Origin of the sequence: Paenibacillus sp. GM2 (assembly GCF_900069005.2) — a bacterium.
In the GTDB taxonomy this organism is placed as follows: domain Bacteria; phylum Bacillota; class Bacilli; order Paenibacillales; family Paenibacillaceae; genus Fontibacillus.
The window spans coordinates 608,658-623,660 of the sequence record NZ_LN831277.1; the positions used below are offsets into that span (position 1 = coordinate 608,658).

Here is a 15,003-nt window from a genome sequence, read left to right on the forward strand (position 1 = left end):
AGGGGCCGCATGGCGCGGGCGCTGCTGCGACTCGGTCGCAGCGCCGCGCGGTGGCCCGCGGTGAAGCGCAGCTCACCGCGTTGTGCCGCAGCCTGCCGCAGGTGCAGGCTGCGCTCGAGGCCGGCGTGGATATGATCTACGCCGACTTCGAGTTCATCAAGCAGTTCCCGGCAGCGGTGGATGCCGTTCGGGCCGCCGGCAAGCGAATCGCGCTGGCAACGCCGCGCATCCATATGCCGGGCGAGAACGGCTATCATAACAATATTCTGCGTCTGCAGCCGGACGCCGTTCTCGTGCGCAATACCGGTGCGCTCTATTACTACTTGCGCCACCGCCAGGAGAACCCGGATGCGTTCCACCCGCAGCTGATCGGCGACTTCTCATTGAATATCGCCAATCATAAATCGGTGGAGCTGTTCCTGGACGCGGGCTGCGACATCGTGACGCCGTCCTATGACTTGAACATCCAGCAAATGGTTGATTTACTTGGCGAGAGCATGACCGATCAACTGGAGGTCGTGATCCATCAGCATCTTCCCATGTTCCATACCGAGCATTGCGTATATTGTACCTTCTTGAGCGAGGGCACCAATTATACTAACTGCGGCCGTCCTTGTGAGGAACACCGTGCCTCACTGCAAGACCGGATTGGCATGTCCCACCCGGTTCGCGTAGACGAAGGCTGCCGCAATACAGTCTATAACGCAATCGAACAATCCGGTGCGGAGTATTTGAGCCACTTCCTTGAGTTGGGCGTGTCCAGATATCGTATAGAGTTTCTGGAAGAGACACCGGACAAAGTCCACGAGGTTATCGATTTATACACCCGTGCGCTTCATGGTGAGATCAGCGGTACACAAGTCTGGCGTACGCTGAAGGCGACCAACCAATTGGGTGTTACCCGTGGCCAGCTAGTGAAATAAATGAACACAACTTCTCCCCAACTTAGGCTTGCTTAGGTTGGGGAGGTTTATTTTAGGTAATAAAGCCTTTGTGAAGCAGTTCATAATCGAATTAAAAGACTTAAGCTATACTGTTTTTATTCGGAAACTACATGGAAGGGGAGTAAGCTTAGATGATTGAAATCGATTGTCTGGGAGAAATTTGTCCTGTTCCGGTTATGATGCTGAAGAAGCACCAGCAAGCCATTCGAAGCGGTGGGAGGGTACTGCTCATCACGGACCATAGCTGTGCGAGGAAGTCGATTACGGAATATTGTGATAAGACCAATCTGCGCTGCTCGATCCAGGAAGTGATCAATGGTGTGTGGGAGATCAGCATCGAAGCGAACTTGCCGGATTGAATGCTGCAATGTGTGTAGCCCCCCTGTAGCCCAGCTGAGACCTGGGATTGATGGATTGGGCGCAAGAGAGGAGCATAATCAGCTCGGCAGCCTCATTATGACATATTTATTGAAGTTTAAGCGCTGCTATTTCTTTTAACACAACGTATCAATTAAGGTCTGTTCAATGTATTGAATTAACTGCTTTGTGTTGCGATTTGTTTTTTGATCCTGCTTCTTAATCATATGGACCTCGTTATATACCTGAAAATCGCGAATATGAATCGCTTTGAGCTGCTTGCTGTAGAGCTCTTTTTTTATGGACATATACGGCAAAAATGCTGCGCCATGACCTTTGATGGCTGCCAGCTTCACGGCCTCAATGGAGTCTAGGTTGTAAAGAATGTTCAATTTCGCATGATCATCGACCCGCGTTCGGGCCAGTGTACGCTGGACGCAGCAGAGCTGTGTCGACCAGATCAAAGGATAACGGTGCAGCTCCTCGATATCAATCTCATTAGGGCTCGGTTTGGAACTGCTGGTTACGAGAATGACCTGATCGGAGAATACCGGGTTGGAGCTTATTCCCGGATTAGAGGATGGACCGGAGATGAACCCGATATCCCCCTCTTCCAGCAGAACATGCTCTTCAACTTGTGAGCTGAGGGCTTCATTTAATGAAATGTGAAAATGAGGAAAATGCCTCTTCACTTCAAATAAAGTGCAGGGCAGAGCATAATTGCACACCTCAGGGATGGCATAGATCGATAGCTGGCATTCAGAGGGCTGTAACTGCCCGATCTCTGTAACCATATCCTCATACAGCTTGCAGATTTGAAGGGCGTATTTCTTCGCAATCACTCCTGCCTCCGTAAGTTTGGCGCCTTTATTGCTCCTTTGCAGCAGTTCTGTCCCCAGTGTAGTCTCCCAGGACTTTAATTGTTGACTGAGCGCGGATTGAGTAATATGCGACTTTTGCGCTGCTTTGGAGATGCTCTTGAGTATGGAAATATCAAGAAATAATTTAAGCGTTTCCAAATTCATCGATATACCCCTCCTGTTGTCAACCTTTGAACAAAGTATATCACACCTGTCTATGATCAATTTGCCATAAGAAAATCTTATGCAGTATCAAAAAAGCCGATGACTACGGGAATAGAAAGAATGTTATTATTTTCACATAGTCAATTGACTTTAATGCTGGAGGTGTTCATGAATGGGACAAAACGCAAGTCCCGCAACAAAATCCGCTCGTACCCGGGCACCTAGAAAACCGAAGAAGAGTCAGCTGCCCTTCGCTTTGTTGGCTACAGCTCTCGTCATTGGATTTGGATTTTACCTGCATCATTACAATGACAAGATGGTTACCTATCTGTTATTTGGGCTTGCCTTTGGCGTGATTCTGCAAAGATCAAGATTCTGCTTCACCGCTTCAATGAGAGATCCTTGGATTACGGGGAGCACTTCAGTGACAAGAGCTGTATTAATCGCCTGCTCCATCGCTACAATTGGCTTTACGGCGATCAAGTATGCAGCGTTCACAGGTGGAAATCCGATTCCCGGCATGGATAATGTCGGTCAGATCAGTCTGGCTCTAATCGTTGGGGCGGTTATTTTCGGAATCGGAATGGTCATTGCCGGCGGCTGTGCTTCCGGAACGCTAATGCGGGTTGGGGAAGGCTTTACGATGCAGATGCTCGCTTTGCTGTTTTTTGTGATCGGTTCGCTATGGGGGGCACATGATATGGGCTGGTGGCGGGCACATGTCATCAAGGATGCGCCATCGGTTTTCCTGCCAGACGTATTTGGCTGGTTGGGTGCTTTGCTCGTGCAGTTCCTGATTATTTTATTGCTTTACATCGCTTCTGTTAAATGGCAGGAGAAGAAGATGGGCAGTTCGGAGTAAAGGTAAGGTTGAAGAATTATTGATATGGTTATTCCAGGATAAGTATTTATTTTTCAATACAAAGTGAAATGTTTCACTAATATTGTTCTGTAATGATACCTCTGACCTAGAGTGCGTATAAGAAATGATCAATTATTTAATAAAAGGTGGTTATAACAATGGCAGAATTTACTTTGGATTGTATGGGAGAGGCTTGTCCGGTCCCTTTGATGAGAACAGAAAAAAAGATGGCAGAGCTGAAGGTTGGGGATGTGCTGGTTGTAGCGATTGACCATAGCTGCGCCATGAAGAATGTACCGGAATGGGCCAGAAAGCAGGGACACAACGTTGAGATTGAAGAAATCGATGACGGAGAATGGGAAATCGTTATTGAGAAGGCCAAATAGGGCTGTGGGATGATAAAAGGATGGTGATGGAACGGTGAATGCATTTTGGTTGAAAATATCATCTAACCGCTTCTATAAGAAGTTATTGAAGGAGCCGTTTACTTATGTGACCGGAGCTGTGCTGCTTGGCGTGTTCGCTACGGCTCATCTCGCCGTATTCTCTAAAGGTTGGGGGGTAACGAGTGCCTTTGCGGATTGGGGTGCCTGGCTGTACCAGCTTGTGGGCGGCAGTGTCGATAACTGGGCATATTTTAGCTCGGAGAAGGCGCAGAAGACGTTATCTAACGGATTTATGAACGATGGCGGTTCGATCCGCAACTTAGGGATCATTCTCGGAGCACTGTTAGCTACGCTGTTCGCCTCTGAATTCAAGCTGAAGAAAATTCGCTCCATGAAGCAGATATTTGCAGCCATTCTGGGTGGTCTGCTGATGGGGTATGGGGCAAGACTTGCAAACGGCTGTAATATCGGGGCGTTATTCACCTCGATTTCCTCACTCTCGCTGTCAGGTTGGATTTTCTGGCTGTTCTTGCTCGTAGGCGCGCTTATTGGCGGCAAATTATTAGCTAAATTCTTTATGTAAGAGATTTGTTTAAAAAGGCCTGCTTTAATAAGAAGACCCATCTAGGTTATCCAGGAATGAGCGACCGCGATTCATAAGGAGGTTTTCTTGTGGTCTAAAATTGTATCAGCCTAGCAGATAACGGATGATTTTGATATTTAACACCCAAGTTTTATTTAACTGAAGTGTTTTGAATAGACGCAGATCGGAAGCATACGCTTCGGTGCAGAAAGTCTGACTTTTTAAGCGCGCGCTGTAAGAGCGAGTACAGATATGACCGGCCGGGCTGACGGAAGTCAGCCTGTTTCTTTGAACATTATCTTGGGTAATGGAGGCTAAGGCACATGGAAAAGAAAACAGAGCAGTATGATGTCGTCATTATCGGCGGCGGGGCGGCGGGACTAACCGCAGGTATTTACTGCGGGCGGGCCCGGCTCAAGACGCTAATTCTGGAGAAGACACTGGTGGGTGGTCTTGCCACTTATACGAATGAGATCGAGAACTATCCCGGATTCCCTGAAGGTACAACGGGCACGGAGTTAATGAACTTATTTCATAAGCAGGCGAAGAAATTTGCTGTCGACTTCAAAATGACGGATGTGAAAGCGGTATCGCTGGACGATGAGGTAAAGATCGTAGAGACGTTTCGGGTCCGATACGAATGTAGAGCCGTGATCATCGCTAGTGGCGGGAAGCCAAGATTGACAGGAGCAAAGAATGAGGAAAAGTATTTGTACGATAAAGGGATTTCCTTCTGCGCGACCTGTGATGCGGCGGCTAATACGGGAAAGACGGTTATGGTTATCGGCAGCGGGGACGCCGCGATTGAAGAAGGGATTTTTCTGACCAAGTTTGCTGACAAAGTCATCGTCTCCGTTATGCATGACCATGGCAAGATGGACTGCAATGAAATTGCCCGGAACCAGGCGCTTGGTAATCCCAAGATGGAGTTTATGTGGAATACGGTAGTGGACTCTTTTGAGGGAAAGGATCATCTGGAGGAGGTGGTGTTGAAAAATTTAAAAACCGGCGAGCTGCAGCCTGTAAAAATCGATACCTGCTTCTTGTTCATTGGATATATTCCGAATACGGAAATTTTGTCCGGTGTGCTGGAGCTGAATCGAAACGGGTATGTGCTTGTAAATGAGAAGATGGAGACGAATCTTCCTGGGGTGTTCGCGGCTGGGGATGTCTGCGATAAATTCCTGAAGCAGGTGGCCACAGCGGTTGGAGACGGTGCGATTGCCGGATACGGAGTCGAAAAATATATATCCGAAGGCGAGGTATATGAGAATCAGATTCAGAATCACGGCAAGCCTTCGGTCGTCTATTTATGGAATGCTACAGAGCCGGCCTGCCGCGAGCTGCTTCCTTTGATCGAGAGGTTCGAACAAGCTCATGCCGCAGAACTGCGGGTGACTAAGGTGGATGTATATAAATCACCGGGGCTTGCCGCCAGAATAGGCGTGGGCAGCGTACCTGCTGTCGCTTATTTCAATGAAGGAAATATGAAAAAGGTGATTACCGGAAGCATTAGCGAAGCACAGTTAAACGAGCTTCTATCCTAGATAAGAGAGATTGATCGAAGTTCGGGAGTGCAAACATCGCGATCATAATGCTCGACACTTAAATTGACTTTATTGAACAAGTAGAATAGAGAAAGAAAAGGGCATGAACCGAATGTTCGTGTTCTTTTCTATGCTAAGGTATTTGCTAGGAAGACGGTTGTTTTTCCGCCGTGGACAGACAAATCTCAAATATGTACACTGTGTGAAAACATTGTTAAAGACAGCGATAATGGTTATCTATCAGGCATCAAATAATTATGAATGTGATATAATGAAAGCGTAGCCAAGGCAATGGGCTCAATACATGGCTAGCCTATATTGTAGGAGGGTGAATGTGATGTTGGAAGGATTCCTCGAAATGCAATCGTTGGTAACAAAGGCTCATGGACGCATTGAGGTGGACGGCGATCAGCAGTACCATAAAATCGAATACGGGGTTGAACGCCATCTTCATACGCCGGAACCGTGGAACCGCGACGCAAGACATGAGGAAGAATCTCAGCGCTTCACGCTACGCAAATTTTGGAGTTAAATATTAATAATTTTCGTATCTATTGTTTCATTGTTGACTGATAATCATTTATGGCTGCTTCCGCTGATAGGCTTCACTCACGGAGGCGGCTTTTTTTATCTGTATTTCCTTGGAACTGTGATATAATGGCAGCATATTGAAGTTAGAGGAAGGGAAGATAGGGATAGATGAAGATTCGGAAAGCAATTATCCCTGCAGCGGGCCTGGGAACCAGATTCCTTCCCGTAACCAAGGCGATGCCGAAGGAAATGCTGCCGATCGTAGACAAGCCTACGATTCAGTACATTGTAGAAGAGGCGGTAGCCTCCGGGATTGAGGATATTATTATTGTCACGGGGAAAGGGAAACGGGCGATCGAGGATCACTTCGATAATTCCTTCGAACTGGAATATAACTTAAGCGAGAAGAAGAAATGGGATCTGCTTGAAGAAGTCCGCAAGTCCTCGGAGATGGCTGACATCCATTATATCCGCCAGAAGGAACCGAAGGGTTTGGGACATGCCATCTGGTGTGCCCGCAAGTTTATTGGAGACGAGCCTTTCGCAGTGCTGCTTGGAGACGATATTGTTGAATCCCAGGTTCCGTGCTTGAAGCAAATGATCGACGTATTTGATTATGAACGGGCTTCAGTGGTTGGTGTTCAGCCGGTTCCATGGGAAGAAGTGTCCAGATACGGAGTCGTTGATGCTTCAGAGCTTCGGGAACGCGTCTATTTAGCCAAGCAATTGGTGGAGAAGCCGGCCGCTGATAAGGCGCCATCTAATCTGGCCATCATGGGCAGATACATACTGACCCCGAAAATATTCGAAATCCTTGGAGAACAGCAGGTTGGGGTCAATGGTGAGATCCAACTGACCGATGCTATCTCCAAACTAGGGGAAAGCGAGCGGATTGTGGCCTATAATTTCGAGGGAACCCGGCATGATGTTGGCGAGAAACTTGGCTTTATCAAGACGACGCTCCATTATGCGCTGAAGAACCAAGAGCTGCGTGAGGATTTATTAGCTTATATGAAGCAGATTGTGGAAGATAAAAAAATCGGTCTCTCTTAGGAGAGGCCGATTTTTATTTGTTGATTTATTTAGAAGATCGCTGCCAACTGGCTGATTTGATCCTTCATAGATGGATCAAGCTGAATCAATTTATCATAAACCGCCTGATCGCTCTGTCCGGATTTCTCCAATGCGGCCAGATACCAACGGGCTATTTCTTGGCTTGTGGAGTCACCAAGATCCTCTTTGATGCCTGCTTTCAGAATGGGAGCCGCCGCTTCAGGCTGACTCAGCATAAATTGCATTTTGCCGGCATTTAACGACATCGTCTGGGTGATTTCGAACGGATTCCCTTGCATCTGTCCTTCCGGCAGTGTCTTAAGATGCTCAACTCCATCTACGACATGCTGATAAGCTTCTAAGCCACTCTTGAAGTATTGTTCCTTCAGGGCGGTATCTTGAGCGCCTAGCGCTTGGTAACCAAGCTCGAAGGATTGAGCAATCAATTCCTCATACCAATTCATATCCCAGGCGTAGCGGCCAGCGTTATCCTTTAGTACGCTGTAGGCTTTATCGGTCTCTCCATTTATTTTATAGAGGGCTATGAGCTTGGCATACATGTTTTTGTCGAAAGGCTCTTTTTTCAAAGCATTGGTAAGTAGATTGACTTCCTCATTATAGAAAGTATCTTCTTTGGTTTGTTCATAACCAGCTTGAAGCAAGATACTCATGTTAAGAACCGCATTAGGATGTCCACTGCGTTTCTTCAGCGCATCATCCAACGCCACCTTGATCTCCTGGTAATCATTACTGGTCTGCATTAAGCTCTGCCCTTTGACGATAGCATTGTTCGCTTGAATATAGCGGATCGAGGTAAAGAGAAGGAAGATGGAGGCGAGCACCATGACGGTACTGTATATGCCACGCATCGATGAAGCCTTCAGCTTCACTCGTTCTGTTAAGCGGTTATCCATGGCCGCTGCCATACCGCCTAAACCGATGAATACGAGCATTCCTATGAAGACATAGCTCATATTGAAGTCCATCAAGCTGTGAATCAGAATCGAGAATACAATAATAAAGTAGACAAAGTATGAACTTCTTTCTTGTTCTTCCGAGCGGATATAACCGCGGATATATTTATAAAAAATAAAGATCAAAAATCCTAACATAATGATAAAGCCGAGGATACCGACTTCAACCAGATACTGCATAATGAAGCTGTGTGCTTGACGACTGGTGTAAGGGTTGTTCTGGTATTTCTCATAAATGGAAGCCCATGAACCACCGCCTGCGCCAATCACCGGATAATCCTTGAGTACTTTTACAGCATCCTTATAGAAAGTAAAACGTTCCAATACACTGTGCTGCTGCAGGTTGATGTTCTCCAGACGTTCGCCGATATTGCCCGGCAGCACATGCTTCAGATTTGTTCCCAGGAACAGGGCAACGATTACCGCAACTGCAACGACAGAACCAACAGGCAACCACAGATTTCCGAGTTTCCTGGAAGCCCACTTATCAGTGGCTCTCTCAAGTACCGGTGCAATAAAACGCTGAATCAGGCAAGCTATAACTGCTAAAATGATGGAGGCCGCAAGGACGTACAGCCATCCTTTGGCTGGATCATTAATTTGGCCGTTATGAAATTGCTGCCCTAAGTCGGTCACAGGCTTGGCGATTAACAAGGTTCCCAGACCGGCAATGATACAGTACAAAATCCACAGGAGCTGCTTGGCTGGCTTCAAGAACAGAAGCAGTATGATGAATACGACCGGCAGGAAGACCAAGCCACCGCGTGATAGTGTGAGTAGAATCGACACAGCCATCGGCACAAGCATAAAGGCATGAATGGCCTGAACCCACCATTTCTTGGAGCGCGTAATCGCGAATATAGCTACGAACATGAAGGCCATCAGGAACGCAGCATATGTATTCGGATACTGGAACACCGAGGCCAACCGCGGACCGTTAGAGTCGATCCAGATGGCTTGGTTATATTGACCGTTAATTACAGTTGGTGTAAACCAACCGACAATGGCCGACACCGTTCTACCTTGGCCAAGCCAGTTGAACAAGCCGAATAAAACAATGATATAAGAAACGGTAATGATTGAGGTCTCGATCGCTGCGTTAGCCTGTTTATTTTGCAGTAAATAGAGAGCGATGATGAACATAAATGCGTACAGGCATTGAATCAATATAGCATTCACCGCAAAATAATGCGAAGCCGTTGAAATCAACGCAAGTATATACGTTATAGGAATAAGCAGTACTGCGACCGCTGTCCAATCTCTCTGATCGTCAAGCTTCATTGTTTTAAAATAGGAACAGACCCATGCGATCATCAGCAAGCTGCCGATCAGAACGGCCCAGAGAATCGGTTTCTCAAAGTTAAGAACAAGTCCATTGAACAATCCGGCCTGGAAAGGGGACCACACCAGAAACAGAATCAAACCAACCAACAACACCCAAACCGCTGCAGACAAATTTTCCCCTTTTCTCGACTGCACCGTCTTTTTCCCGTATACTGGATTCGACACGTATTTTTCTCCTTTGCTAGTAGATACGTTAGTATTTTAGCATAATGAAAGAGTTGGGGCTAGATTTCCCATTCGTGTCACCTATTGCCTATAGTTTTGGTGGTGTGCCATATTAAACGTTTATTTTATCAGGTTACCTATAAATTAGCTGTTGTAGTTAAGCCCGTAATAACTCGGATTCTTCCTGCTGGTCTGAGTAGAAAAATAAAGAAGGCGATATTAAAAAAAGCTTATCCGTTGGAGAATAATTATTCAAAGGGTAAAATAATTGATAGCCCTGATTTGGAAAAAGGGGTTAACCTGTTAGGGTATGCAAGGGCAGAGATGGGAATTGGCGAATCCTGCAGAATTGCAGCTAGAAATCTTGAAGCAGTGGGTATTCCTTTTGGTATTCTCAATTTCACTGGAACTAACAGCGCCAGAATGGATGATACATCCTGGATGTACAAGGAAATAAATAAACCTAAATATAACGTTAATATATTTCACATTAACGCTGAACAGATGATGGAGATCTATGCGTCTTATGGGAATGAGCTATTTCAAAATAAATATAATATCGGTTATTGGCATTGGGAGCTTCCAGATTTTCCAGAAGAGTGGATAGAAAATTTCAGCTTGGTTGACGAAATATGGGCACCTTCTACTTTTGTAGTAGATTCAATTGCACTAAAGAGTCCTGTTCCTGTTGTGAAAATTCCACACTCTATAGAAGTAAATATAGAGGTAGCTAGAAGCCGTGAGTTTTTCCAATTACCTCAAGATACGTTCTTGTTCCTAGCGATGTATGATGTAAAAAGTTATCAGGAACGTAAAAATCCCGGTGCTGCTATAGCTTCTTTCAAAGCTGCCTTTAGACCGGATGATCTTAGTGTAGGTTTGGTGCTTAAAGTCAACTGTTATAAGAGTAATCAACACGAGTTAAACTACTTAGATTCCCTTATAGCTGATTATCGTAATATCTATTTGATAAAGGAAACAATTAGCCGGAACGATGTTAATGCATTAATCGAAGTAACTGATTGCTTTGTCTCACTTCATAGAAGTGAAGGATTCGGGCTTGGTCTGGCTGAAGCTATGTACCTTGGCAAGCCTGTTATAGGAACGAATTGGTCTTCTAACACCGATTTTATGAATAATAGCAACTCGTGCTTAGTAGATTATAAATTGGTTCCTGTAGGACAGGATTATGGTCCATATAAGTCGTATCAGTATTGGGCCGATCCTGATGTGGGGCATGCTGCACAGTATATGGCTAGACTTGCTTCAGATCAAGAGTATTATAACAAGATTGCTAGAACAGGTGAAAGCCATATTAAGAAGTATTATTCACCGCAGGTGATAGGCGAATTAATACAACGACGTCTTGATTATATTCATTTGTGGAAATTTGGAGGATGACATGAATATTACATGTGTGATTATGGCCGGGGGAAAGGGAGAACGATTTTGGCCAAAGAGCAGGACGAATTTACCTAAGCAATTTCTTAATATTTCAGGTAATAAGTCTATGATTCAACAATCAATTGCTAGATTAGAAAAATTGGTAGATATCAGCCGTATTTTTGTAGTTACAAATGAGCTTTACGCTGAATTAATAAAAGCGCAAATTCCACACTTGCCTCATAATAATATTATCATCGAACCAGTTGGTCGAAATACAGCACCTTGTATCGGATTGGCTTCAATATTAATAGAGGAACGATACCCAGATAGTACTATGATCGTGTTACCTTCTGATCATATTATTGAGAATGAAGAGGGTTTTATTAAAATATTGGAAACTGCTGTTCAAGTAGCGCAAAATGAAACAAGTTTGGTAACCTTGGGGATACAACCAACCTATCCTGAAACTGGATATGGTTACATAGAAAGTACAGATAAAAAACAGACTATTAATCATTTAGAGGTATATAAAGTAAATAAATTTGTAGAGAAGCCAGATATAACAGTAGCTGAATCCTATTTAGCGTCAGGAAATTATTATTGGAATAGTGGTATATTTGTATGGAGAACTGAGGTTATCCGTAGATATATTCAGCAGTTTATGCCGGATATGCATGATATTTTGGAGACAATGCGTACTGCGTTTGGAACTGTTGATCGAGACGAGATTATTCAAAGTGAATTTATTAAAATGCCTGATCAATCTATTGATTATGGAATCATGGAAAAGGTTGAAGATATACATGTTATTCCATGTATCTTCGGTTGGGATGATGTTGGCAGTTGGACTGCACTTGAACGCATTAATGACTTGGATGAGAATGGAAATGTAATTAAAGGAAACATACTTAATTTAGACACAAAGAGATGTATTATTGAAAGTAATGGCAAGCTTATTGCAACATTAGGAATTGAGGATTTAATCATTGTCGATACAGAAGATGTTACATTAATTTGTAATAAGGACAAGGCTCAGGAAGTTAAATTACTTCTTAAGGAATTGAGAATGCAGAAGCTGGAACAATATTTATAATATAATTCATAGCGAAGAATATAAGGAGAAGTGAATATGGCTAAAAATGCATTGATTACAGGGATCACAGGTCAAGATGGATCTTATTTGGCAGAATTATTGCTTGAAAAAGGTTATAAGGTTTATGGCTTAAGACGCAGAACAAGTACGCCAATGATGGAGAATATTGAGCATATAAAAAATGAAATTGAGTTTATTGAAGGTGACTTGTTGGATCAGGGATCTCTAATTAATGCTGTTCGAAAATCGAATCCAGACGAAGTATACAACCTTGCTGCACAGTCTTTCGTAGCCACATCATGGGAACAACCTGTATTAACAGGACAGGCGACAGCTATGGGTGTCACAAATATGCTTGAGGCAGCTCGGTTAACAAAACCAGAGGCTAGATTTTATCAGGCTTCGAGCAGCGAGATGTTTGGCAAGGTTGTAGAAACGCCACAAAAGGAAACTACTCCGTTTTATCCTCGCAGCCCTTACGGTGTGGCTAAGGTTTATGGACACTGGATCACTGTAAACTATCGGGAAAGTTATGATATGTTTGCATGTTCCGGTATTTTATTTAATCATGAATCTCCACGTCGTGGAGTGGAATTTGTTACCCGGAAAGTTACTGATGCGGTAGCAAAAATAAAAATGGGCCTTCAAAGTGAACTAAGAATGGGGAATTTAGATGCTAAACGCGATTGGGGTTTTGCTGGTGATTATGTCAAAGCAATGTGGCTGATGTTGCAACAAGATAACCCAGATGATTACGTCATTTCAACAGGTGAAACTCATACTGTCCTGGAGCTTATTGAAATTGCATTTGGTCATGTTGGATTGAACTGGAAGGATTATGTTGTTATTGATCCTAGGTTTGTTCGTCCAGCTGAAGTAGATTTGTTGCTAGGGGATAGTTCTAAAGCACAGGAGAAACTTGGCTGGGAACTAGAGGTGGGCTTTGAAGAATTGGTTAAAATGATGGTTGAAAATGATCTGAAAAAGATCAAAAAATAGTAGTAAGGGGAGAGTTTATGAAGACAGCCCTAATTACTGGAGTAAATGGATTTGTGGGACGACATCTTGCTGAATTGTTAAAAAGTCAAAATGTCAAAGTTTTTGGAACAAGCAGGATGTCAACCAATATGCTGACCGCTAATATAATAGATGGAGTTATTATCTCTGATTTAGATAGTAAAGAAAATTGTATTCAAGTCATCGATAAAATTAAACCCGATGTAGTTTTTCATTTAGCGGCACAAAGCAATGTGAAAGAGGCTTGGGAACAACCAAGTAGTACATTTTTTACAAATACGGTTAAAACGATGTATTTGTTTGAAGCGGTTAAACAAGTATCACGTGAAATTCGTATAGTAAATGTTGGCTCTTCGGAGGAGTATGGATACTTTGAAGGCATGGAGTTTCCTTTAACAGAAGATAGTAAATCGAATCCTTTAAATCCATACGGAGTATCCAAAATGAGTACAGCATTACTTGCCAAACAATTTTTTGAAGTTTTTGATATGGACATTATTCATATTAGACCCTTTAATCATATTGGCCCAGGTCAAATGAAAGGATTTGTTGTTCCCGACTTTGCTCATCAGATAGTTGACATTGAAAGGGGATTACAGGATCCAGTCATCCTTGTAGGAAATCTAAGTTCTAAAAGAGATTTCACAGATGTTAGAGATATCGTGAAGGGATACGCTCTAGCCGCCGTCAAAGGGCGGAAAGGTCAAACTTATAATCTTTGTTCGGGGATAGCAACTTCAATAGAGGATTTATTGCAAATGATGATTTCCTTATCATCGAAGCAGATAGATATAGAAGTTGACTCCAACAGATTTAGACCGATTGATATTCCACTGTACTATGGAAGTAATGATAAAATTACAAAAGAAGTATGTTGGGAGAAAAGTATTGATCTTATACAAAGCCTGAATGATGTATTAGAGGAAATCAGAAAAGAAGAGTGGTTGGGAAAACGATGAAAAGTGGTACCTTTTATATGGTTTGGGATATGGTTAAGAGGGATTTTCGAAATAAATATGCGGGTTCTACTTTTGGGCTGTTCTGGAATCTTCTGCTACCCATAGCTTACATTCTTATTTATACCACCGTATTTTCACAATTGATGGCTGCAAAATTGCCAAATATGAATAATAGTCAATTCGATTATAGTGTTTACCTTAGTTCAGGGATCTTAGCTTGGACGGTTTTTAATATAACGATTACAAGATTCCAAAATGTTTTTATAGAAAACTCTAACATTGTAAAAAAAATATATTTTCCAAAATCTATTCTTGTTTTCTCTTTGATGGTTTCATCTATTATTGAACTGCTAATAAACTACTCTTTATTACTTTTAGTGCTGTTGGGGATTGGTTATGAATTACACATAAATTATATAGCGGTTCTAATAATAATTATTTTACAACAGATTTTTTGTACTGGTATTGGCCTTGTGCTTTCTGTACTTAATGTTCATTTTCGCGATTTAAATCAAATTACATCAATATTGCTTCAAGTTTGGTTTTGGCTTACGCCAATCGTATATGTGAAGGATATTTTACCGGATGGATTGAAGAGGATAATGACATTCAATCCTCTTTATTATTTTATAGAATCATATCAACTTTTGGTTCTGAAAGGGGATTTTGTGAACTTTATTAATATACTCCTAATTTCACTAATTACCTTCCTGTTTGGTTGGATTATTTATAAAAAAATGGTCAATGAAGTATCTGATTTGATTTAATCAGGGGGAA

The 15,003-nt window shown here is 43.1% G+C and carries 15 protein-coding genes; 13 read left to right on the plus strand and 2 right to left on the minus strand.

The annotated features are described in order from the left end of the window. On the plus strand, window positions 1-923 hold a 923-nt coding region (locus BN1360_RS25875; protein WP_229520852.1), incomplete at its 5' end, for a U32 family peptidase. Window positions 924-1,075: 152 nt separating this feature from the next. Further along, window positions 1,076-1,303 carry a sulfurtransferase TusA family protein gene (locus tag BN1360_RS06195; RefSeq protein ID WP_068779025.1) on the plus strand — a complete coding sequence of 76 codons (228 nt, stop codon included), beginning with the start codon at window positions 1,076-1,078 and terminating at the stop codon, window positions 1,301-1,303. Between the two features lie 135 nt (window positions 1,304-1,438). On the opposite strand, the gene BN1360_RS06200 is transcribed toward BN1360_RS06195, so the two are convergent. Next, window positions 1,439-2,326 carry a LysR family transcriptional regulator gene (locus tag BN1360_RS06200; RefSeq protein WP_068779026.1) on the minus strand — a complete coding sequence of 296 codons (888 nt, stop codon included), beginning with the start codon at window positions 2,324-2,326 and terminating at the stop codon, window positions 1,439-1,441. Window positions 2,327-2,498: 172 nt separating this feature from the next. On the opposite strand from BN1360_RS06200, the gene BN1360_RS06205 reads away from it, so the two are divergent. From BN1360_RS06205 to galU, 6 genes are all read left to right on the plus strand, one after another. Continuing rightward, window positions 2,499-3,188, plus strand: coding sequence for a YeeE/YedE thiosulfate transporter family protein (locus tag BN1360_RS06205; RefSeq protein ID WP_068779027.1), 690 nt, complete (start codon window positions 2,499-2,501; stop codon window positions 3,186-3,188). Window positions 3,189-3,346: 158 nt separating this feature from the next. After that, window positions 3,347-3,574, plus strand: coding sequence for a sulfurtransferase TusA family protein (locus BN1360_RS06210; protein WP_068779028.1), 228 nt, complete (start codon window positions 3,347-3,349; stop codon window positions 3,572-3,574). A 34-nt stretch (window positions 3,575-3,608) separates the two neighbouring features. Then, a complete protein-coding gene (locus BN1360_RS06215) occupies window positions 3,609-4,157 on the plus strand; it encodes a YeeE/YedE thiosulfate transporter family protein (RefSeq protein WP_195714231.1) in 549 nt (182 codons plus the stop codon). Window positions 4,158-4,480: 323 nt separating this feature from the next. Next, window positions 4,481-5,704, plus strand: coding sequence for an FAD-dependent oxidoreductase (locus BN1360_RS06220; protein WP_068779029.1), 1,224 nt, complete (start codon window positions 4,481-4,483; stop codon window positions 5,702-5,704). A 337-nt stretch (window positions 5,705-6,041) separates the two neighbouring features. Next, window positions 6,042-6,236, plus strand: coding sequence for a hypothetical protein (locus tag BN1360_RS06225; RefSeq protein WP_068779030.1), 195 nt, complete (start codon window positions 6,042-6,044; stop codon window positions 6,234-6,236). Between the two features lie 167 nt (window positions 6,237-6,403). Next, window positions 6,404-7,288 carry a UTP--glucose-1-phosphate uridylyltransferase GalU gene (galU, locus tag BN1360_RS06230; protein ID WP_068779031.1) on the plus strand — a complete coding sequence of 295 codons (885 nt, stop codon included), beginning with the start codon at window positions 6,404-6,406 and terminating at the stop codon, window positions 7,286-7,288. A 29-nt stretch (window positions 7,289-7,317) separates the two neighbouring features. On the opposite strand, the gene BN1360_RS06235 is transcribed toward galU, so the two are convergent. After that, window positions 7,318-9,771 (minus strand): O-antigen ligase family protein, encoded by a 2,454-nt coding sequence (locus BN1360_RS06235; RefSeq protein ID WP_068779032.1) that lies wholly within the window; start codon window positions 9,769-9,771, stop codon window positions 7,318-7,320. Between the two features lie 84 nt (window positions 9,772-9,855). Here BN1360_RS06235 and BN1360_RS06240 point away from each other — a divergent pair, with 84 nt between their 5' ends. Genes BN1360_RS06240 through BN1360_RS06260 form a run of 5 tightly spaced genes read left to right on the plus strand, consistent with a single transcriptional unit; the run spans window position 9,856 to window position 14,993 of the window. Further along, window positions 9,856-11,172 carry a glycosyltransferase gene (locus BN1360_RS06240; protein WP_229520853.1) on the plus strand — a complete coding sequence of 439 codons (1,317 nt, stop codon included), beginning with the start codon at window positions 9,856-9,858 and terminating at the stop codon, window positions 11,170-11,172. A 1-nt stretch (window position 11,173) separates the two neighbouring features. Beyond that, window positions 11,174-12,250, plus strand: a complete 1,077-nt coding sequence (locus BN1360_RS06245) for a mannose-1-phosphate guanylyltransferase (protein ID WP_068779033.1) — start codon at window positions 11,174-11,176, stop codon at window positions 12,248-12,250. A gap of 36 nt (window positions 12,251-12,286) precedes the next feature. Next, entirely contained in the window at window positions 12,287-13,249 is a 963-nt protein-coding gene (gmd, locus tag BN1360_RS06250; protein ID WP_068779034.1) for a GDP-mannose 4,6-dehydratase, read from the plus strand. Between the two features lie 17 nt (window positions 13,250-13,266). Continuing rightward, the gene (locus tag BN1360_RS06255; RefSeq protein ID WP_068779035.1) at window positions 13,267-14,226 is read left to right on the plus strand and encodes a GDP-mannose 4,6-dehydratase; all 960 of its coding nucleotides are present in this window, start codon (window positions 13,267-13,269) and stop codon (window positions 14,224-14,226) included. After that, window positions 14,223-14,993: an ABC transporter permease gene (locus BN1360_RS06260; RefSeq protein ID WP_068779036.1), complete on the plus strand. Its 771-nt coding sequence runs from the start codon at window positions 14,223-14,225 to the stop codon at window positions 14,991-14,993. Before BN1360_RS06255 ends, BN1360_RS06260 begins: the two co-directional genes overlap by 4 nt. The last annotated feature ends 10 nt before the right edge of the window (window positions 14,994-15,003 follow it).